Genomic DNA, 20,440 nt, shown 5'->3' with positions numbered 1-20,440 from the left:
CAGGCAGGGAATCAGGATTTCTTTTCCAGCGACAGCAGCAGCTTCCACTGCGCGGCGGTCACCGGGAACACCGACAGGCGGTTGCCCTTGGCAACCAGCGGGAAGCCTTCACCGAGCTCTTCGGCGTGCAGCTTGATCTCGTCCAGCGCGATCACCTGCTTGAGCTTGCGGTCGAAGGCCACGTCCACCAGCATCCAGCGCGGGTTCTCGCGCGTGCTCTTGGGGTCGTGGTAGTCGGATTTCGGATCGAACTGGGTGTCGTCCGGATAGGCCGTGCTGGCCACCGTGGCCAGGCCGACGATGCCCGGCACCTTGGTATTGGAGTGGTAGAACAGGATGCCGTCGCCCACCTGCATGCCATCGCGCATGAAGTTGCGCGCCTGGTAATTGCGCACCCCGTTCCAGGGTTCGACCTTGACCTTGGCCAGGTCATCGATGGAGAAGGCGTCCGGTTCGGACTTCATCAGCCAGTAGCGCTTGCGGGCGGTCATGCGTTCACGGGGGCAGCGGAGGGGAACAGGGTGCCGTCTTCGGTGCAGATCGCATCCACGGGCACGTCCCACGACGCCACCGGCAAGGACTCGACCTGCTGCACCGCGAACGCAGCACCGACCAGCCAGGGCGGCGCCGGCCGGTCGTGGCGGAAGGCGAAGCTGCGATCATACCAGCCGCCCCCCATGCCCAGCCGCCGGCACTGCGTGTCGAAACCCACCAGCGGGGCCACCACCAGCGCCATCTGTGCTGGTTCCAGGGTGTCTTCCAGCGCCACGTCCGGCTCGGGAATGCCGTAACGGTTGCTGGTCAGCGGCTGCCCCGGCCGCCACGGCGCGAAGCGCAGCACGTCACCGGCCAGCACCGGCAGGCAATAGGTCAGTCCTTCGGGCAACTGCAACTGCCAGCGGTGCAGGGCGATTTCGCCATCCAGCGCCCAGTAGCCGGCCACGGCGCCTTCGCGCGGGGCAAACGGCAGGGCGAGCAGGGCATCGGCCAGCGATTCGGCGGCGGCGATGCGCGCAGCTGCGGAGAGTTCACGGCGGCGTTGCCGCAGGTCGTGGCGCAGGGCCTGGCGCGGGTCGGTCATGGCAGCGTGCGGCAAGGATCAGCCGTCATTGTGCCGGAAAGAACAAGGGCGACGCCCGAAGACGCCGCCCTTGCTGGAATATTGCATTCTCCGCAATGTCGATGCATGCGAAACGACCTTGAACCCGGGGGCTCAAGTGGGAACGCTGGAGAACCATCGGGCTTCCCGCTACAAGGCGGACCTGCACTCCCGGCGCTGTCGCGCTCCCGGTGTCGTTCTTAAGGGACAAGGCGAATGTTTGCACATGCCGTCGAGTACCGCAGAGAACGCGTGGCCATTATAGCCAGCGCGCCGGATCTGGATAGGCCGTTCGTCGGCAACAGTACGTGCCAATTCAGATATGAGAAGACGCGTTGTGCACGGTCTTCAGGTGCCGCCGTCGATGGCGCGGTCCAGCCGCCGGTTCAGGTCGGCCAGCGTCTGCTGCAGGGCCACGGCCTGGCGGGCGTTCTCGTCGCGCAGCAGCTGCAGTTCGTGGGCCAGGTTCAGTGCGGCCAGCACGGCGACACGGTCCACGGCGGCCATGCGGTTGCTCCCGCGGATCTCGCGCATGCGCGCATCGAGCAGGCGCGCGGCGGCCATCAGGCTGTCGCGTTCGTCGGCGCCGACGCCCACGGTGTATTCACGATCGAGGATGCGGACGCTGACCGGTTCGGCGCTCATGTGTGCTGCTCCAGGGATTTGAGCCGGCTGATCATCGCTTCCACCCGCGAGCGCGCCTGCTCGTTCTTGGCCAGCAGCGTCGAGCGCTCGGCCACCAGCTGTTCCTGCTGGTGGCGCAGGCTGCGGTTCTCCTCGGCCAGGCGCTGGTTGCGTTCAAGCAACGCTTCCACGCGGGCGGCGAAGTCCTGCAGCTGGGCAAGGGGGTCGGCGGGTTCCATGCAGGCACGATAGGCAAGCCGGGCAAGGGCGGTCAAGCGCTGTCGCAGCAAGGCCGGAGGGCTACCGGGAGGATGCCGCCGGGTTGCTACACTACGGGGTCTCACGGGCGCGCGCGTGCGCGCTCCGGGTTTCCTTTCCGAACGAGCCGCACGATGACCGAACTTCCCTCCGTCGACGACGTTACCCGCGCCAGCCAGGAGCTGGGCCTGGGCGCCACCGCTGCCGAGCTGCATGGTGCGCTGTGTGGCTGGCTGGCCGCCGGCGGTGCCCCCGGCAACGACTGGCCGGCGCGCGTGCTGGCCGACGACAATCTGCCGCCGGTGGCCGCCGACAGCGTGCTGGGGCAGCTGCTGCAGGCCACCATCAAGCAGCTGGAAGACCGTGACTTCGCCTTCGAACTGTTGCTGGCTGACACCGACGAGGTGTCCGCACAGGCCGATGCCATGTTCAGCTGGACCCGTTCCTTCCTGGGTGGTTTCGGCCTGGGCAGCGGCGGCCGTCGCCCGGCCCTGTCCAAAGAGGGTGAAGAAGCGCTGACCGACATGGCCAGCCTGGCACGCGCCTCCAGCGAGGATTTCGAGGCCGGCGGCGATGATGACGACGAAGCGCTGTCGGAGATCGAGGAATTCATCCGCGTGGCGGTGCTGCTGCTGCACGGCGACGTGGTGCTGGCCTCGCGCCACCGCCAGCGCCTGAACTGATGGACATCAAGCAGCGCACCGGCATTGCGGCCGGCGAATACAAGCGTCGTCGCCGCCAGCTGATGGACATGGCCGGCGAGGACGCGATCCTGGTGCTGCCAGCCGCAGCCGAAAAGGTGCGCAGCCTCGATACCCATTACCCGTTCCGGCAGGATTCGGATTTCCAGTACCTGAGCGGCTTCCCGGAGCCGGAAGCGGTGCTGGTGCTGATTCCGGGCCGACGCCACGGCGAGGCCATCCTGTTCTGCCGCGAGCGCGATGCCGAGCGCGAAGCCTGGGATGGCAGCCGCGCCGGCCAGGAAGGCGCGGTGGCCCAGTACGGCATGGACGATGCCTACCCGATCGACGATCTGGACGACATCCTGCCGGGCCTGCTGGAAGGGCGCTCGCGCGTGTATTACCACTTCGGCCGCGACGCCGACTTCGACCTGAAGCTGATCGGCTGGGTCAACCGCGTGCGTTCGCAGGTACGCCACGGTGCGCAGCCGCCACATGAGTTCCTGGAGCTGGGCCACCTGCTGCACGAGCAGCGTCTGTTCAAGTCCGGCGCCGAAGTGGCACTGATGCACCACGCCGCACAGATCAGCGTGCGTGCGCATCTGGCGGCGATGAAGGCCGCCAGGGCCGGCATCCACGAGTACGAACTGCAGGCCGAGCTGGAACGCGTGTTCCGCGCCAACGATGCGGTGCCCGCGTACTGCAGCATCGTCGGCGCCGGCCGCAATGCTTGCATCCTGCATTACCGCGACAACAACGCGCGGTCGCGCGATGGCGAGTTGGTACTGATCGATGCCGGTGCCGAGTACCGCGGCTACGCCAGCGACATCACCCGCACCTTCCCGGTGAACGGCCGCTTCAGTGCCGAGCAGCGCGCGCTGCACGACCTGGTCGGCGAGGCGCAGGCGGCGGCGCTGGCCCAGGCCAGGCCAGGCGTGCCCTACGAGGCCGGCCATCTGGCCGCAGTGCAGACCTTGACCGAGGGCCTGCTGCGGCTGGGCCTGCTGAAGGGCACGCTGGAAAAGAACCTGTCCGAGGGCCTGTACCAGCGCTTCTACCGGCACAAGACCGGGCACTGGATCGGCATGGACGTGCACGACGTGGGCGACTACCGCTTGGCCGGTGACTCGCGTCTGCTGGAGCCGGGCATGGCGTTCACCATCGAGCCTGGGTTGTACATCGGCGTGGATGACACGACGGTGGAGCCGCGCTGGCGCGGTATCGGTATCCGCACCGAGGATGACGTGCTGATCACCGACGATGGCCATCGCGTGTTGACCGAAGGCCTGGCGCGCAGCGCCGACGAGATCGAAGCGGTGATGGCGGGGTAAGGGGTGTCCTGCAGGGCTTGCAGCCCTGCACCCGCGGTAGTGCCGGCCGCTGGCCGGCAACCTCAACAGCAACAGCAACAGCGGGCATTCCGTGGGATGGCGGGGCACTGTGGGTTTGCGGGGACGCCGTGAATCCATCCCTGGAGGCTTGGTCGCCGCATCCATGCGGCTCACACCCCGCAAACCCACAGTGCCCCGCCTTCGATAGGTTCACGCGGCTGTTGGTGGGTGCCGACCGTTGGTCGGCACATCTGTCAGATATCGAATGAATCATCCACGCATGGCGTGGATCTACTGGCAATTGCGGCTGTTGGGTAGGTGTCGACCGTGGTTGACACAGAGCGAGCGCAGCGAGCGACCCGCTTCTGCTTTTCTTTTTCTTTTCCGTGGTTGGACGCGCGCAGGAAACTGTCAAAGGCCGGGCGGCGTGGGTTTGCAGGACCGTTGGCGCCATGGATGGCGCCATCGAGCCCCCATGGATGGGTTTACGGCGTGTCCTGCAAACCCACCCCGCCCGGCAAAGCGCGGCTTTTGCTCCAAGCGACCAACCACGAGGGGCTCAGCCGTTGGCCGCCGCAAACGCCGGCCGCGTCAGGTTGTCCGCCTCGCCCTCAGTGCACAGCACTTCGTCTTCGATGCGGATGCCGCCATACGGACGGAAGAAGTCCACACGGTCCCAGTTGATCGCATCACCATGGCCGGCGTCCTTCACTTCGTTCAACAGCATGTCGATGAAGTACAGGCCCGGTTCGATGGTCACCACCATGCCCGGTTCCAGCACGCGGGTCAGGCGCAGGTACGGGTGGCCGGCCGGGCGTTCGATGCGGCCGCCTTCGTCGCTGGCCGCGAAGCCGGCCACGTCGTGCACCTGCAGGCCGATCAGGTGGCCGATGCCGTGCGGGAAGAACGCGGCGCTGACGCCGGTCTCCAGCGCGGTCTGCGGCGAGACCTTGATCACGCCGAAGTCCTTCAGCACGCCCATCAGCGAAAGATGCGCGTCCACGTGCAGCTGCTTGTAGTCGAAGCCCGGGCGCACCGCCGCGCACATCTGCTGCTGGGCGGCGTCGACGGCGGCGATCATCGCGGCGAATTCGTCGTGGCCCTGGGCGGCGTAGGTGCGGGTGATGTCACTGGCGTAGCCGTGCGCGCTGGCACCGGCATCGATCAGGAAGCTGCGCAGCGGTTGCGGTGCCTTGCGACCCAGCTCGGTGTAGTGCAGCACGGCGGCGTGTTCGTTCAACGCCACGATGTTGCCGTACGGCAGCTCGTTGGCATCCTGGCCCACCGCCTGGCAGTACGCCATGTGGATGCTGAATTCGTCGGCACCGTTGCGGAACGCGGCCTCGGCGGCGCGGTGGCCGCGCACGCCCAGCACCTGGGCCTGGCGCATCAGTGCGATTTCATACGGCGTCTTGCTGCCGCGGTGCCATTCCAGGTAGTTCACCACCGGCGCCGGGTTGTTCGGCACGTAGTTGCCCAGCGCGCTCTGCGGCTCGCCGAGGATGGCGCAGCGTGACGGGTCGGCCGGCAGCAGGGCCAGTGCTTCGTCCGGCTTGCGGATGATGTGGATGTCGAAGTGCTCCACCCACCAGCCGCTGGGGGCGTCCGGCACCACGTGCCAGTAGTCGAAGGGCTGGTGGAAGATCACGGCCGGGCGCTTGCCCGGAGTAAACACGATCCAGCTGTTGGGCACGCGGGTCAGCGGCAACCAGGCCTTGAACTGAGGATTGACCGCATACGGGTAATCGCGGTCGTCGAACACCTGGTAGTGCAGGGTGCCGCTGGGCACCACCAGATGGTCGAAGCCGCCGCGGGCCAGCGCCTGTTCGGCACGTCGGCACAGCACGGCCAGGTGGTCGGAATACAGGGCGCCGGGGTCTTGCTGGATCATTGCGGTGGCTCGACACGGAAAACGGTCCTAGATTCTGCCGCATACCGCGAAAAACCGCTGTGCCGGAACCGGCACTCAGGCCGTCGAAACCGGTCCCTCGTCGCCGTCCTCGCCCACCCACTGCCGCAGCAGCTGCCGATGCTCGCGTGACAGGGTGAGGAAGCGGAAGCCGGTCCAGCTCTGCCCTGGTACGTGCGCGGGCTCGCTCCATAGCAGATGCACGCCCACGTCGATGGCCTGCTGGCGGCCATCACCCAGTGGCAACGGGAAGCGCAGCTGGTACAGCGCATCCTCGCGCAGCGGCACGCTGGCCAGCATCAGCATGCCGGTTTCGGAGACATTGCCGAGGCGCCCGACCACGCACTCGCGCATCTGGTCGGTGACCGGCACCAGGTCCGAGACCTGGCGGCGCGGCGCGCGGCGGGTGTCCTGCGGCGGTACGGCCTTCATGCGGGGGTCTCCTGTGCGCGGCCCGTGGCCAGTGCGCGCAGCGTGCCGAGGCTGGCTTCCCAGGCACGGTCGACCAGCCGGCCCTTGTCTTCGGTGACCAGCTGCGCGCGGCCGGCACTGATCTGCCGGGCCAGCGTATCAAGGTCGGTATCGGCGATCTTCTGCCCGCGCGGATTGACGAACAGGGCGTGGCCGGTCAGCAGGCTGTACCAGGACAGGCGCTGGCGTCGCAGCGTGCCATCACCGGTATCGATGTCGAACCAGCTGCCGAACGGGAGCGTGGACAGTTGCTGGTAGGCGGCTTCTTCGGCACTGCTGCGGGGCGTTGCAGGCGAGGTGCCGGTGGGTGTACCAGCGTGCTCGCCCAGGCGCGCACGTGCCTTCAGGCGTGCGCTGAGCTCGGTACGCGAGGTGCTTTCATCCTCGCCACCGGGCGTGGCCAGCCTGCGCGCGACGGCGGCGGCTTCCTCGGCGTGGTAGCCGACCTGCAGCAGGGCCGCCTCCACGTCCGCTGCCAGCGCGGTATCGGTGCCGCCGGGGGCATCGATGGCCTGGGCGGTAATGGCAGCGATGCGCTCGGTCTGTTGCAGTCGTTCCTGCCACTGCGGTGAATCGTCGCCATGGCGCAGGCGGGTGAGGGTCAGTGCATCGGCCCAGGCCTGGCGCAGCAGGGTCTGCACGAAGCGCGGCGGCGACTGCGCGTCGCAGCACTGGTCGATCTGCGCGGTGGCCTGGCGGCGGGCAATTTCCAGCCGCTCCTTGCCGCGGGCGGCTTCCACATGGCGGCGCTCGGCCAGCTCGGCGCGATGCGCTGCGGCGCGCTGATGCTGCTGCACTTCCTCGTTCGCGCTGGCGAAGGCCTCCGGCGCCCGCGCATCCTGGCCCAGCAGGCCCTGCACGCTCTGCGCCATGCGCTGCAGCAACTGCGGGTCGACATCCTCGTCGCCCAGCCAGTGGGCGCCGACTTCGGCAATCTGGTTGAGCAGTTCGCGCGCGGGGTGTTCGTCGCGCACGAAGAAGCCCGGATCGGCCATGGCGGCGCGTGCCAGGGGTACCTGCAGGCGCGCCAGCAGCGCGGCCGGCACTGGATCGGGACGCTGCTGCTGTTGCACCTGCTGCATCAGCATGCGCAGCAGGTCGAGGCTGTCGCGGTCGTGGCTGCCCAGCTGGGCCTGCGTGCCATGCTCGCTGCGCAGTTGCGCCACCACGGCCGCCTGCAGGTCGGCTACGCCGGTGGCGGCGCTGGACTGCGCCTGCAGGCGTGCGAGAACCGCATCCACGGCCGCGCTCGGCACTGCATCGCGATCCGCAGGTGCTGCGCTGGCATGGCGTGCCTGCTGCAGCAGCGCATGCAGCGCGCGGCCCGTGGAGGTGGTCAGGCCCGGCGAGGCCGCGCCGGCTGTGCTGTCATCCTGGAAAGCGTCCTGCACCAGGCTCGACCAGGAGCCGGCCGGTGCCGATCCGTTCCAGCCGGTCAGTGGCGCGGCGGCACGCTTTGCCGGCTGCGTGGCGCGACCACCGCCCACCGACTGGGTGATGATCCGCCGGGTGCTCGATGAACGCGCCAGATAGGGGGTGTAGACCAGGCCGGGCAGCACGCCGTGCTGGGCCAACAGGGCATTGGCACGGTCGAGGATGTCGCCCAGGCGTTCCAGCACCTGGCGTTCGAAGCTGCGGTACAGCGCCAGCTGAACGTCGACGGTGAGCGAATCCTGTTCGGCAATCCGGCGCAGCATGGCGCACAGTGCCTGCGGTGCCAGCGGCAGGGTGTCGGCCTCGAAGGCCGGTGCTGCCGCCAGTACGCCCAGGCGTTGGCCCAGCAAGTTGAGCGTGTTGGTCGAACGCAGCGTCTCCCGCCGCACCATCTCGGTCAGCAGCAGGTCGCGGTCCACTTCATGTTCATCGACCAGCGACAGCCCGAGCATGCCGGGCAGCGGCGGTGGCGTGGAACCGGGGCTGAAGTGGGCCGTGGGTTCGCGCAGCCGTATCAGCGCATCGGCCACGGCATCAAGCATGCGGTCAGCGAAATGACCGGAAAAGGCGTGCAACTGATCACGCTGGGCCATCAGCTCGGCCTGCTGCTGCGGATTGCGTGCGCGATCGGCATCGTGCAGCAGGGTCTGCTCCAACGCTTCGACGGTCAGGATCAGCGGCGCGGCCAGCGTCTGTCGGCAGAGGCGGATCAACGCACCCAACAACTCGCGCACCCGCGGTGGCAGGTTGCTGGCGGCGAGCCGGGCTTCGTCGGCGGAGGTGAGGGAAAAGACAGCTGACATCGGCAGGCGGTATCCGGATTCCCGCGGATCGATCTTGTGAATCTACCGTGTCGGCCGCAGTCGGCGCTACTTTAGGCTGAACGGGAATCGCATCCGCCCGGTATGGCCCTGATGTGCGGTACTGCCGGCCGCTGGCCGGCAGCGCTGTCTTTACCGGAGTGCCAGTGGCCGGCACTACCCTCTGCCAAGCGAAGATCACTCCTCCAGGAACAGGCTCACCACATCGTTGGTGAATCGGCGGCCCAGCTCGGTCGGCTGCACATGGCCATCGGTCATGTCCAGCCAGCCGCGCTGCACGGCCTCGGCCAGGGGAGCGTCCAGCACGCTGCGCGACAGCCCCGTGCGCGACTCGAAATCGCGCAGGCCAAAACCTTCGTGCAGGCGCAGCAGGTTGAGCATGTATTCGAACGGCAGGCGCTCCGGCGCGATCACGTCGTCGCCGCCGAACGAGGCGGGCGTTCCGGCGCTGTCCAGGTAGGCCTGCGGGTGCTTCAGCTTCCAACGCCGCAGCACATGCTCCTCGGCGCCGGAACTGATCTTGCCGTGCGCGCCGGCACCGATGCCCAGGTAGTCGCCGAAGCGCCAGTAGTTCAGGTTGTGCGCGCTCTGCCGGCCGGGGCGCGCATAGGCGCTGACCTCGTACTGGCCGAAACCGGCCTGTGCCAGCAATGCCTGGCAGTGTTCCTGCATGTCCCAGGCGTTGTCTTCGTCGGGAATGCCCTGCGGCGGCCGCGCGAAGAACACCGTGTTCGGTTCCAGGGTCAGCTGGTAGTGGGAGATGTGTGCCGGCTGCAGCGCGAACGCGCGTTCCAGGTCGGCCTCGGCACCGGCCAGGGTCTGTTCCGGCAGCGCATACATCAGGTCGATGTTGAAGTTGTCGTAGCCCGCGTCCTGCGCCATCTTTACCGCGCGCTCGGCTTCGCCACTGTCGTGGATGCGGCCCAGGCGCTTGAGCATCGCATCGTCGAAACTCTGGATGCCGAAGCTGAGGCGGTTGACGCCGGCCGCGCGGTAGCGGTCGAAGCGGCCATGCTCGGCGGTGCCCGGGTTGGTTTCCAGGGTGATTTCGGCGTTGGGGGCAAAGCGCAGGCGCGCGCTGGCCTGCTGCAGGAAGCGGTCGATCGCCTCCGGCGGAAACAGGCTGGGCGTGCCGCCACCGAAGAACACGCTGTGCACCACCCGGCCCCAGACCAGCGGCAGGTCCTGGTCGAGGTCGCGCAGCAGCGCATCGATATAAGCGTCGAACGGCAGCTCGCCCTTGGCCTGGTGCGAATTGAAATCGCAGTACGGGCATTTGCGCACGCACCACGGCAGGTGCACGTACAACGACAGCGGTGGCGGCACCAGCCGCGGCGGGTTGTCGTGGTCGGCGGAGCAGGCTTCGCCGGGCAGGTGGTTGCAGTGGTCGTGGGCGTGCGGCATGGGCTTCTTCGGTAGTGCCGGCCGCTGGCCGGCTTCCCAGGGTCGATCGGGTGGCGTCAGTACAGCGTCGCCAGTTGCTGCTTGAGCTGCTGCAGGGCAATGGCGCGGTGGCTGATGGCGTTCTTCAGTGCCGGCTCCATTTCCGCGGCGGTCAGGCCGTGGGTTGTGTCCAGGAATACCGGGTTGTAGCCGAAACCATTGGTGCCGCGCAGTTCGCGGATGATCTGGCCTTCCCAGCGGCCTTCGCAGATCAGCGGCTGCGGGTCGGTGGCGTGGCGCAGCAGCACGATCACCGCATAGAAGCGGGCGCTGCGCTGGCCATCGGGAATGTCGGCCATCGCGTCCAGCAGCTTGGCATTGTTGGCCGCAGCATTGGTCGGGTGGCCGGCATAGCGTGCGCTGTACAGGCCCGGCGCACCGCCGAGGGCATCGACGATCAGGCCCGAATCATCGGCCAGCGCCGGCAGGCCGGTCGCTTCGCAGGCCGCGCGTGCCTTCAGCAGCGCGTTCTCGACGAAGGTCAGGCCGGTCTCTTCCACATCGCCCAGGCCCAGTTCGGCGGCCGAGGTGATCTGCAGCGGCAGATCGGCAAGGATCTCCTGCATCTCCACCAGCTTGCCGGCGTTGTGGCTGGCCAGTACCAGTTTCTTCATTGACGGGGCTCCAGCAGGTCCCAGGTGTTGCCATACAGATCGCGGAATACCGCAACCGTTGCATAGGGTTCTTCGCGCGGCGCTTCCAGGAACTCGACGCCGGCGGCGACCATCGCCGCGTGGTCGCGGCGGAAGTCGTCGGTGTTGAGGAAGAAGCCGACGCGGCCGCCGGTCTGGTTGCCGATGCGGCTGCGCTGTTCCTCGTCGCTGGCGCGGGCCAGCAGCAGGGCGGCGGCGCTGCCGTCTGTCGGGCCGACCACCACCCAGCGCTTGTGGCCCTGGTCGATGTCCTCCAACAGTGCGAAGCCGAGCTTGCCGGTGTACCAGGCAATGGCTTCGTCATAGTCGGCCACCACCAGGGTGGTCAGGGCGATGCGGCGGTTCATGCCGACAGCGCCGCCTGCTGCGCGGCCAGCAGCTCGGCCACGCCCTTCTCGGCCAAGCCCAGCAGCGCGTCCAGTTCATCGCGACGGAAGGCGTGGCCTTCGGCGGTGCCCTGCAGCTCGATGAAGCCGCCACCGTCGTTCATCACCACGTTCATGTCGGTGTCGCAGTCGCTGTCTTCGGCGTAGTCCAGGTCCAGCACCGGGGTGCCGCGGTACACGCCTACCGACACGGCAGCCACTGCGCCCAGGACCGGGTTGCGCTTGATGTCGCCACGCTTCATCAGCACGTTCACCGCATCGACCAGCGCCACATAGGCGCCGGTGATGGCGGCGGTGCGGGTGCCACCGTCGGCCTGCAGCACGTCGCAGTCGAGGGTGATGGTGCGTTCGCCCAGCGCATTGCGGTCCACGCAGGCACGCAGGCTGCGGCCGATCAGGCGCTGGATCTCCAGCGTGCGGCCGCCCTGCTTGCCACGGGCCGCTTCGCGGTCGCTGCGGGTATGGGTGGCGCGCGGCAGCATGCCGTACTCGGCGGTGACCCAGCCTTCGCCCTTGCCGCGCAGGAAGCCCGGCACGCGGTTCTCGACGCTGGCGGTGCACAGCACGCGGGTTTCGCCGAAGCACACCAGCACCGAACCTTCGGCGTGGCGGGTGAAGCCGCGTTGGATGACGACCGGGCGGAGCTGGTCGGGCTGGCGGCCGCTGGGGCGGGAATTGGACATGGTGCGGGTTCCGTAATGGCGAGGGAGTACGCCGCCACGCCCGCGGCCTTCACGGGGCGGGCAAGGGGGCTCTGGTGAGGGCGCTAGGGTACCATTCCCCCTTTGGACGCACCGGACACAATCCATGATTCGAAGCATGACCGCCTATGCCGGCGGCGAGCGGGTCACCCCGTGGGGCACGCTGGGCTGCGAGCTGCGCTCGGTCAACCACCGCTTCCTGGAGGTCGGCACCCGCCTGCCCGAGGAGCTGCGGGCGCTGGAACCGCAGCTGCGCGAGCGCATCGCCGCGCGCCTGAGCCGTGGCAAGCTGGATCTGGTGATGCGCCTGCGCGCGCCGGAAGCGGCGGCCAACCTGCAGGTGGACGAGGCGCTGCTGGGCCAGCTGGGTCGCCTTGCGCACCGGCTGACCTCCGATTTCCCCAACCTCCAGGTCAGCTTCACCGACCTGCTGCAACTGCCGGGTGTGACCCGTGGCGAGGCCACCGATGCCGCCGCCCTGCAGGTCGAGGCGCTGGCGCTGCTGGACCAGGTGCTGGATGGCTTCGTCGAGGCCCGTGAGCGCGAAGGCGGCAAGTTGTCTGCGGCCATCAGCGAGCGTGTGGACGGCATCGAGCGCATCGCCACCGAAGTGCGCACGCTGATTCCGGCCATTCGCGACGGCCAGCGCGCCAAGCTGGCCGCACGCCTGGCCGACCTGCCGCACCCGGTCGACCCGGGTCGTGCCGAACAGGAGCTGGTGCTGTGGCTGCAGAAGCTGGACGTGGATGAAGAGCTGGACCGCCTCGGCAGCCACATCGTCGAGATCCGCCGCGTGCTCAAGCAGCGCGAGCCGGTCGGCCGCCGCCTGGACTTCCTGCTGCAGGAGTTCAACCGCGAAGCCAACACGCTGGGCTCGAAGTCGGTGGACAGCCGCACGTCCAATGCCGCGGTGGAGCTGAAGGTGCTGATCGACCAGATCCGCGAGCAGGTGCAGAACATCGAATGATGTTGCATCCAGCGATACAGCAGGGGCGCCTTCGGGCGCCCTTGTCGTTCCAGCGCATCAGCGCACGCTGACGCCCGGCGCTCCTTCGGCCAGCCGCCCCACCACGGCCGCCTGGACGAGCCCTGCGTCGTGGAAACAGGCCAGCACCGCGTCCACCGCTTCCGGGGCACAGGACACCAGCAGGCCGCCGCTGGTCTGCGGGTCGGTCAGCAGCGGCTGCCAGTGTGCCGGCAACCCATCGGCGAAACGCACCTCGGCACCATACGAGGCCCAGTTGCGGTTGGATGCGCCGGTCACGCAGCCACGCTGCAGCAGCTCCAGCGCCTGCGGCAGCAGCGGCACCTGTGCACTGTCCACCTCGGCAGCGACACCACTGGCGCGGCACACTTCCAGCAGGTGGCCGAGCAGGCCGAAGCCGGTGACGTCGGTCATGGCATGCACGCCGTCCAGCGCAGCCAGGGGCACGCCCACGGTGTTCAGGCGGGTGGTCGACGCGATCATCTGCCGGTAGCCGTCGGCATCCAGCACTTCTTTCTTCAGTGCTGACGAATACACACCCACGCCCAGCGGCTTGCCCAGCACCAGCACATCGCCGGCACGGGCATCGGCATTGCGCTTGAGGCGTTGCGGATCGAGCACGCCGATCGCGGCAAGGCCATAGATCGGTTCCACCGAATCGATGCTGTGACCACCGGCCACCACGATGCCGGCGTCGGCGCAGGCGCGTTCTCCGCCCTGCAGGATGCCGCGGATGGTGTCCTGCGGCAGCGTGTTGATTGGCATGCCGACGATGGCCAGTGCGAACAATGGCCGGGCGCCCATCGCGTACAGGTCCGACAACGCGTTGGTGGCGGCGATGCGGCCGAAATCGAACGGATCGTCGACGATCGGCATGAAGAAATCGGTGGTGGCGACAATCGCCTGGCGATCATCGAGGCGGTACACCGCGGCGTCGTCGCTGGTCTCGCGGCCAACCAGCAGTTCGGCCGGTGCCGGAAGTGCTGGAACGCCGCGCAGCAGTTCGCTCAGCACGCCCGGCGCGATCTTGCAGCCGCAGCCGCCGCCATGCGCGAGAGACGTCAGTCGTTGCGGGGCATCGGCCGTTGACGGGGCGGGGGACTGCACGTGCGTGGCCATGCCGACATCTCCAGCGGAAACACGAATGGCGGAAGACAGCAGGAGTCGAACCTACCAGGGAACGATCGACGCCCCCTACTGGGTTTGAAGCCCAGCCGCATGCCCGGATGCGCATGCCTTCCGAAAGTACGGCGGTAGCGGTGGGCTCAGTCGCGGGCTGCGTTCCACTGCAGGTCGCCACGCGGCCGATGCTGGTCACCGACGCGTCGAGTGTAGCCAACGCGATTGAAGAACTCCAAGATCTGGATGCTGCGCTTGCGGCCCAGGCCGATGGCATCGCGGAAGGTGGCCGCATCCACCGTGCCGCTGGCCCGTGACAGCTGCGCGACGATCGCGGCGAGTTCGGCAATGCGTGCGGGTGCATAGAACAGGTCCGGCACCACCTGGAACAGCTCGCCACGTGCGGTGGCGCGGCGCAGGACGGCGCGGATCTCGTCTTCGGCCATTCCGATCTCGGCAGCAAGGGTGCGCACCCACGGTGGATCGAAGCCCCCGGCGTGCAGTTGCGGCAGCACGCGTTCCAGCAGCAGACGCTCGCGTTCCGGTGGCGCATGGTCATGGCCGGGCAGGCGCCACCAGGCACCCACGCGTTGCACACTGCCGTCGTCCAGTAGCTCCTGCAGCAGGGCATTCCAGAGGCTCGCTGCAAGCGAGGGCAGGGTGCTGCGCTGCAGGCGGCCGCTGTCGACACCGGGTTCGTCGGGGCGTCGCTCATGCCAACTGCGCAGTGAGGTGACTACCTGCTCGCGCAGCAGCTGCCAGTGCGAGGCGAGGATGACCACCGTGTCTTCGCGGGTGATGACGCGCTGTGCGCCTGCGGGAAGAACGATCCGGTCGGCGGCGCGCCGGCAGTAGCGCTGCAGCGCGGCCATGGCAACACCGAAGGGCGCCTGCTGCAACAGTGGGCCGATTCCCGCACCCGCGGCCAGTTGCTCCAGTGCTCCCAGCCATGCGAGCCGTGCAGGACTGCGTCGGCGCCGCTGTGGCGGGTCCGGATCGAGCACGAGGCCGCCGCCCAGCGTGTGGGTGGCCGCTGAATCGCGGGCAATGAAGCGGTCGCCACACATCGCACAGACCGGAGCATCGAACACCAGCTGCACCAACTGCCCATCACCGTGGTCATGGTTCTCCAGCAGCACCACATGGGCCTGCCGGTGCATCGTGCCCCAGTGGATATGCAGCGGTGCCCAGTCGCGCAACGGTGCGGCCAACGCGGACAGCCGCAACCGCACATCAACGCGGGTGGTGGCCAGCAGTGCGCGTGCGTCGGCGATCCAGTCACCGCGGCGGATGTCATCACGGGCGATGGCCGCCAGGTTCAGCGCGCAGCGCTGCCCGGCCATCGCGTGGTCACTGGCCTGGTTCTGCGCGTGGATGCTGCGTATGCGCACTTCAGTGGCGGCCGGCATCAGCTGCAGATGCTCACCCACCGCGGCGATGCCGCCGTGCACTGCGCCGGTCACCAGCGTGCCGTGGCCGGCCAGCGAGAACACGCGGTCCACCGGCATGCGGAACAGCTCGCTGCGCAGTTCGGCCTGGCGCGTGCTGGCGTCGTCCGCCGCCCACGCGTGCAGCTGGGTACGCAGTGCACTGATGCCGGCATCATCGGCTGAGGTGCTGTTGCAGGCGAATACAGGGGAATCCTGTAGCGGCGTTCCGGCCAGCAGCGCAGCGATCTCGATCTCGACCCGGGCGATGCGCGCTACATCCACACGGTCGATCTTGGTCAGCGCCACCGCACCGCGGTCCACGCCCAGCAGTTGCAGGATGGCCAGATGCTCGCGGGTCTGTGGCATCACGCCGTCGTCGGCAGCGATCACCAGCAGGGCGACATCGATACCCGTGGCGCCGGCCACCATCGTCTGCACGAAGCGCTCATGGCCCGGAACGTCGACGAAGCCCAGCGTCGCGGCCGAGCCTTCGACGTCCCTGCTTTCCACCGGGACATAGGCGTAGCCCAGTTCGATCGAAATGCCGCGCGTACGCTCTTCCTGCAGGCGATCGGTTTCGATGCCGGTCAGTGCGCGTACCAGGCTTGTTTTGCCATGGTCGATATGCCCGGCGGTGCCGACGATCATGCCTGCAGCGCGCTCCATTGGGCGAGGAATGCCGCTTCGTCCCCGGGTTCCAGGCAGCGCAGGTCCAGCCACAACGCGTCATCGGCAATGCGGCCCAGCACCGGGCGCGGTAGCTGACGCAAGCGCTTGGCCAGGCGATCCAGTCCGCCCCGGCGTGCGCTGGCAATGCGCAGTCCGGCGCTGGCCAGCTGCGCCTGTGGCTGGGCGCCGCTGCCGATCTGGCTGTGCATTGAGGCCTCTTCAAGGGTGTAGTCGTCTGCCAGCATGGACTTCATCGGCTCCAGCAGGCGATGGGCCTGCGCAGCAACGTCATCCTGCGTGCGCGACAGGGTGCGCAGGGTGGGCAGCCGCTGTGCCAGCAGCTCCGGTTCGCGGTACAGGGTCAGCACCGCTTCCAGTGCGGCCAGGCCCATCTTGTCCATGCGCAGTGCCCGCTTCAGCGGGTTGCGGTTGATCCGTGCAATCAGGTCGGCGCGGCCGGCGATGATCCCGGCTTGGGGCCCGCCCAGCAGTTTGTCGCCACTGAACGAAACCAGATCGGCGCCGGCCGCCAGTGCTTCCTGCACGGTGGGCTCGTGCGGCAGGCCGAAGGCCGCCAGCTCGCACAGACTGCCACTGCCCAGGTCCACCACCAGCGGCAGGCCATGTTCGTGCGCGATCGCAGCCATTGCCGCAGTGTCGACCTTGGCAGTGAATCCGGTGATCGCGTAGTTGCTGGCATGCACCTCCATCAGCAGCGCTGTGCGCGCGCCGATGGCGTTGGTGAAGTCGGCCGGATGGGTACGGTTAGTGGTACCCACTTCCAGCAGCCGCGCGCCCGCGCTGCGCATCACATCGGGGATGCGGAAGGCACCGCCGATCTCCACCAGTTCGCCGCGCGACACCACCACCTCGCCGCGGTTGGCCAGGCTGTTGAGCAGCAGCAGGACCGCCGCCGCATTGTTGTTGACCACGGTGGCGGCTTCGGCGCCGGTCAGTTCGCAGATCAATGCCTGCACCCGTGCATCGCGGTCGCCGCGACGGCCACGGATGACGTCGAACTCAAGATCCACCGGCGCGGTCATCGCGCGGGTGACGGCCTGCACCGCAACCTCGGGCAGCAATGCGCGACCCAGGTTGGTATGCAGTACGGTGCCGGTCAGGTTGAACATCGGTTGCAGGTCCAGCCGTGCATCAGCTGCCAGTGCGGCCTCGACTGCCGTCGCCAGCGCCGGGCCGTCGACCGCTTCCTGCAGCTGCGCGGTCGACAACTGACCGGCGCTGATACGGTCGCGCAGCACCTGCAGGTGCGAACGCAGCAGCTGGATGATGCGGCTTCGACCGTGGCCTTCGATCAGTGGCGCCAGTGCAGGCAGGCGCAGCACCCGGTCCAGCGAGGGCAGGGCGGCGGCCGATGCCGGGGCGGGGGGCATGGCTGTCATCGCCTCAATCGCCGTCGGATTGCCATAGCAGCGGATTCTGGCTGGCACGCGCATAGCCTTCCTCGGCCAGCAGCAGATCCAGCGCCAGCGTGCCGAGGTCATCGGCCACCGGCTCCAGTGACGGGTCTTTCTCCAGATACAGGATCTTGCGATAGCTGTGGCAGTGGTCGCAGGTCTCGGCACGCACCGCGCTCTCGCGCACCGCCTCGCCGCTGTCGCCGTCCACATCGGCCAGGGCGCGATAGGCGATGTCCTTGCCTGCGGCACCACACTGGCTGCACTGCACGCGCACGTAGTGCCACTGGCAGGCGCACAGCGAGCACGACAGGTAACGGTAGGATGCATAGGGTGGGCGTGCCTGCACCACGCTGGTCACCGGCAACGTGCCGCACAGCGGGCACAGCCCTGGCGCATCAGCCAGCGGCTTCAGGTCGGTAGGGCGGAAGCTGGCTGCGAGCACCGCCCAGTAAACCTGCAGTGCGTTCATCACCAGCAGTGCAGCGACCGCATCCACCGATGGCGCGTCATCACGCTCCAGCACGGCATGGGCCTGCGCATCCAGCCAGGCATCGTCGGCCGCGGCGACGCGATGCAGCTCCTGGCGGGTTTCCACCGGAAGCCCGGCCTCGTCGGCACAGTGCTGGCACAGCGTGCGCAGCCAGTCGCGCCAGCATCCATCCAGCTGAAGCATGTTGGCCGGCCGCAATGGCATGCCGGGACCGGCCGCCGCACTCGACTGCTGCGCACGTGCCTGCCATTGCAGTGCCTCGCGCTGTTGCGGTGTCAGCCCGTCCAGCAGCGCCTGCTGTGCATCGGCCAACGCCGCCAGCAGCTGCAGGTAGCCGCCGATGGCACTGTGCGCGGCCAGGCTGCGCAGGCGCGTCGCGCGCTCAGCGAACAGTGATGTGACATCGGGCAGGATGATGCGCGGAACATCGCGCGAGGCGAGCGTCTCGATCTCACCGGGTTCAAGGATGCGTTGCGCCATGCAGGGCCAGCCAGAAGAACCAGGCTCCATCCTCGCCGTTGTCAGCGCTGGCGTCCAGCGTGTTGCCGGCCATTTGAAAGGTTGGGGTCAGATCCGTTTTCCACAGGAAAACGGATCTGACCCCATCGGTTGGTTGAAAGTGGATCCCGAGCGTTGGTCGGGATTCGATCAGTGCCGACCAACGGTCGGCACCCACCGACAGATCGCGGCCAACTGTCGAGGGCGGGGTGGGGCCGGTTGCGGGGGCGTGAGCCGCATGGATGCGGCGACCGAGCTTACATGGGTGAGGGCGCTTTGCTTGCGAAGCACTGCTTCGCAAGCGCCCGAACGCACAGCCGCCAGCGGCTGGGCCGGGCCCCGGAGGGGTACTTGCAGCGTCCCCCGCAACCGGATCCACCCCGCCATCCCACGAATAGCCGCTGTTGCTGTTGCCTTGGCTTGAAGCGGGTGCAGGGCCGCAGGCCCTGCCGCTACCCCTCTTCCCGACGTCCGCGCAGGATGTCCCGGAACCACTGCCGGTGGTGCTTGTACGCCCACCCATAGGTCACCTTGCCCTGGGTCATCGCCCGCACCGAGCCCTTGATCCAGATCGCCGCATAGATGTGCACCACGATCGCGCACACCAGCACCCAGCCGAACAGCGCATGGGCAAGCACCGAGAAGCGGATCACCCCGATCGGGAAGAAGTGGCTGAAGTACTGCCGCCAGATCACGAAGCCGGTCAGCAGCAGCGCCGACAGGCAGCCGATGATGGCCCAGAACAGCAGTTTCTGGCCCGCATTGAAACGGCCCACCGGCGGCAGCTTCTCATCCTCGTTGCGCAGTACATCGCGCATGCCGCGCATCCATGCGCGATCGTCGGCGGTCGGCAGATTGTCGCGCCACATGCGGAACGCCAGCAGCGCAAAGCCCACCACCATGGCCAGCCCGATGAACGGATGCAGGATGCGCGTCCAGGGGCCGCCACCGAACAGCTGGGTCAACGGGAACAGGGCAGGGTGGAACAGCGCCAGCCCGGACAGCGCGGTCAGCACGAAGCAGATCGCCACGATCCAGTGGTTGATGCGGGTCGGTGCGCGGTAGCGGATGATCTGGCGCGGGTGCGGGGCGTACTTCATGGCCGCTGCTCCTCTTCGATCTGCTTCGCCTCGTGCTCGGCTTCCTCTTCTTCCTCGTCATTGACCGTGTTGCGGCCGATGCCGATGTAATGCAGGAAGCCGGCGAAGGCGGTGGCGGCGATCGCCAGCACGCCCAGCGGCTTGGCCACGCCCTTCCAGACCTCCACCATCGGGCTGATGCGTGGGTCCTTGGGCAGATCGGCGTACAGCTCGGGTTTGTCCACATGCTGCAGCACGTACATCACGTGGGTGCCACCCACGCCCTGTGGGTCGTACAGGCCGGCGTTCTCGTAGCCGCGCGATTTCAGGTCTTCCACACGGCCGGCCGCATGTTCGGTCATCGCCTGCTTGCTGCCGAAGGTGATCGCGCCGGTCGGGCAGGTCTTCACGCAGGCCGGTTCCTGGCCCACCGCCACCCGGTCCGAGCAGAGCGTGCATTTGTAGGCCTTGTGATCCTTCCTGGAAATGCGCGGCACATCGAACGGGCAGCCAGTCACGCAATAGCCGCAGCCGATGCAGTTCTCTTCCTGGAAGTCGACGATGCCGTTGGCGTACTGGATGATCGCGCCCGGCGACGGGCAGGCCTTCAGGCAGCCCGGGTCGGCGCAGTGCATGCAGCCTTCCTTGCGGATCAACCACTCCAGCTTGCCCTTCTCGTCCTCGTACTCGCGGAACTTCATCACCGTCCACGACTGATCGCTCAGGTCCGGTGGATTGTCATAGCTGCCCACGCAGCTGCCAACCTCATCGCGCAGGTCGTTCCATTCCATGCAGGCGACCTGGCAGGCCTTGCAGCCGATGCATTTGCTCACGTCGATCAGCTTGGCGACCTGGCCGGTATGCGCACCGCGCGCTTCCGGCGAGGGCGTGGTGGTGGCCGAGCGGCGGATGATGTCCAGCGATTGCAGTGACATGGCGTGT

Annotated in this window: 20 protein-coding genes, 1 tRNA gene and 1 other RNA gene; 3 read left to right on the top strand and 19 right to left on the bottom strand. The window is 67.8% G+C overall.

Features of this window, described 5'->3' with window-relative positions; genetic code table 11:
• Positions 1–11 precede the first annotated feature (11 nt).
• The 5 genes from ROV95_RS21145 to ROV95_RS21125 form a co-directional block, all read right to left on the bottom strand.
• On the bottom strand, positions 12–491 hold the full coding sequence (locus ROV95_RS21145; protein ID WP_005410901.1) for an EVE domain-containing protein: 480 nt from the start codon (positions 489–491) through the stop codon (positions 12–14).
• Positions 488–1,081 (bottom strand): 5-formyltetrahydrofolate cyclo-ligase, encoded by a 594-nt coding sequence (locus ROV95_RS21140; protein ID WP_021204571.1) that lies wholly within the window; start codon positions 1,079–1,081, stop codon positions 488–490. Before ROV95_RS21140 ends, ROV95_RS21145 begins: the two co-directional genes overlap by 4 nt.
• 83 nt (positions 1,082–1,164) lie before the next feature.
• Positions 1,165–1,350, bottom strand: a non-coding RNA gene (gene ssrS, locus ROV95_RS21135) — 6S RNA.
• A gap of 97 nt (positions 1,351–1,447) precedes the next feature.
• Positions 1,448–1,744, bottom strand: coding sequence for a cell division protein ZapA (locus ROV95_RS21130; RefSeq protein ID WP_019661999.1), 297 nt, complete (start codon positions 1,742–1,744; stop codon positions 1,448–1,450).
• Positions 1,741–1,962 carry a TIGR02449 family protein gene (locus tag ROV95_RS21125; RefSeq protein WP_005410898.1) on the bottom strand — a complete coding sequence of 74 codons (222 nt, stop codon included), beginning with the start codon at positions 1,960–1,962 and terminating at the stop codon, positions 1,741–1,743. Before ROV95_RS21125 ends, ROV95_RS21130 begins: the two co-directional genes overlap by 4 nt.
• Positions 1,963–2,115: 153 nt before the next feature.
• Between ROV95_RS21125 and ROV95_RS21120 the strand changes: the two genes are divergently transcribed.
• Together ROV95_RS21120 and ROV95_RS21115 are read left to right on the top strand one after the other, a co-directional pair.
• A complete protein-coding gene (locus ROV95_RS21120) occupies positions 2,116–2,664 on the top strand; it encodes a UPF0149 family protein (protein WP_312546287.1) in 549 nt (182 codons plus the stop codon).
• A 5-nt stretch (positions 2,665–2,669) separates the two neighbouring features.
• Positions 2,670–3,992, top strand: a complete 1,323-nt coding sequence (locus ROV95_RS21115) for an aminopeptidase P N-terminal domain-containing protein (protein ID WP_111098876.1) — start codon at positions 2,670–2,672, stop codon at positions 3,990–3,992.
• A 559-nt stretch (positions 3,993–4,551) separates the two neighbouring features.
• Here ROV95_RS21115 and pepQ read toward each other — a convergent pair.
• The 7 genes from pepQ to rph form a co-directional block, all read right to left on the bottom strand.
• Positions 4,552–5,883 (bottom strand): Xaa-Pro dipeptidase, encoded by a 1,332-nt coding sequence (gene pepQ / locus ROV95_RS21110; protein WP_207048903.1) that lies wholly within the window; start codon positions 5,881–5,883, stop codon positions 4,552–4,554.
• A 75-nt stretch (positions 5,884–5,958) separates the two neighbouring features.
• A complete protein-coding gene (locus ROV95_RS21105; protein WP_021203954.1) occupies positions 5,959–6,333 on the bottom strand; it encodes a PilZ domain-containing protein in 375 nt (124 codons plus the stop codon).
• Positions 6,330–8,609 (bottom strand): DUF1631 family protein, encoded by a 2,280-nt coding sequence (locus tag ROV95_RS21100; RefSeq protein ID WP_312546282.1) that lies wholly within the window; start codon positions 8,607–8,609, stop codon positions 6,330–6,332. The genes ROV95_RS21105 and ROV95_RS21100 overlap by 4 nt, the downstream gene beginning before the upstream one ends.
• Positions 8,610–8,804: 195 nt before the next feature.
• The gene (gene hemW, locus ROV95_RS21095) at positions 8,805–10,031 is read right to left on the bottom strand and encodes a radical SAM family heme chaperone HemW (RefSeq protein ID WP_312546280.1); all 1,227 of its coding nucleotides are present in this window, start codon (positions 10,029–10,031) and stop codon (positions 8,805–8,807) included.
• Positions 10,032–10,087: 56 nt separating this feature from the next.
• The gene (gene rdgB, locus ROV95_RS21090; protein ID WP_005410891.1) at positions 10,088–10,684 is read right to left on the bottom strand and encodes an RdgB/HAM1 family non-canonical purine NTP pyrophosphatase; all 597 of its coding nucleotides are present in this window, start codon (positions 10,682–10,684) and stop codon (positions 10,088–10,090) included.
• Complete coding sequence (locus tag ROV95_RS21085) at positions 10,681–11,070, bottom strand: VOC family protein (RefSeq protein ID WP_005414366.1); 390 nt, start codon at positions 11,068–11,070, stop codon at positions 10,681–10,683. Before ROV95_RS21085 ends, rdgB begins: the two co-directional genes overlap by 4 nt.
• Complete coding sequence (gene rph, locus ROV95_RS21080; RefSeq protein ID WP_312546279.1) at positions 11,067–11,792, bottom strand: ribonuclease PH; 726 nt, start codon at positions 11,790–11,792, stop codon at positions 11,067–11,069. The genes ROV95_RS21085 and rph overlap by 4 nt, the downstream gene beginning before the upstream one ends.
• A gap of 124 nt (positions 11,793–11,916) precedes the next feature.
• Here rph and ROV95_RS21075 point away from each other — a divergent pair, with 124 nt between their 5' ends.
• Positions 11,917–12,777, top strand: a complete 861-nt coding sequence (locus tag ROV95_RS21075) for a YicC/YloC family endoribonuclease (RefSeq protein ID WP_019661992.1) — start codon at positions 11,917–11,919, stop codon at positions 12,775–12,777.
• Positions 12,778–12,834: 57 nt separating this feature from the next.
• Here the strand turns inward: ROV95_RS21075 and selD are convergent, their stop codons facing one another.
• The 7 genes from selD to fdxH all read right to left on the bottom strand — a co-directional run bounded on the left by selD (position 12,835) and on the right by fdxH (position 20,433).
• On the bottom strand, positions 12,835–13,914 hold the full coding sequence (selD, locus tag ROV95_RS21070) for a selenide, water dikinase SelD (protein ID WP_312546278.1): 1,080 nt from the start codon (positions 13,912–13,914) through the stop codon (positions 12,835–12,837).
• Between the two features lie 26 nt (positions 13,915–13,940).
• A tRNA-Sec gene (locus tag ROV95_RS21065) sits at positions 13,941–14,036 on the bottom strand.
• A 24-nt stretch (positions 14,037–14,060) separates the two neighbouring features.
• On the bottom strand, positions 14,061–15,992 hold the full coding sequence (gene selB, locus ROV95_RS21060) for a selenocysteine-specific translation elongation factor (RefSeq protein WP_312546277.1): 1,932 nt from the start codon (positions 15,990–15,992) through the stop codon (positions 14,061–14,063).
• The gene (gene selA, locus ROV95_RS21055) at positions 15,989–17,413 is read right to left on the bottom strand and encodes an L-seryl-tRNA(Sec) selenium transferase (RefSeq protein ID WP_312546276.1); all 1,425 of its coding nucleotides are present in this window, start codon (positions 17,411–17,413) and stop codon (positions 15,989–15,991) included. The genes selB and selA overlap by 4 nt, the downstream gene beginning before the upstream one ends.
• A gap of 4 nt (positions 17,414–17,417) precedes the next feature.
• Entirely contained in the window at positions 17,418–18,401 is a 984-nt protein-coding gene (fdhE, locus tag ROV95_RS21050) for a formate dehydrogenase accessory protein FdhE (protein ID WP_312546275.1), read from the bottom strand.
• Positions 18,402–18,871: 470 nt separating this feature from the next.
• Positions 18,872–19,519, bottom strand: a complete 648-nt coding sequence (locus tag ROV95_RS21045; protein WP_005410882.1) for a formate dehydrogenase subunit gamma — start codon at positions 19,517–19,519, stop codon at positions 18,872–18,874.
• A complete protein-coding gene (gene fdxH, locus ROV95_RS21040) occupies positions 19,516–20,433 on the bottom strand; it encodes a formate dehydrogenase subunit beta (protein ID WP_312546273.1) in 918 nt (305 codons plus the stop codon). The genes ROV95_RS21045 and fdxH overlap by 4 nt, the downstream gene beginning before the upstream one ends.
• Positions 20,434–20,440 lie beyond the last annotated feature (7 nt).

Origin of the sequence: Stenotrophomonas maltophilia group sp. msm1 (assembly GCF_032025805.1) — a bacterium.
Taxonomy (GTDB): Bacteria; Pseudomonadota; Gammaproteobacteria; order Xanthomonadales; family Xanthomonadaceae; genus Stenotrophomonas; species Stenotrophomonas hibiscicola.
Note: the sequence above shows the minus strand (reverse complement) of the source record. Positions and strands in the feature narration are given on the sequence as shown.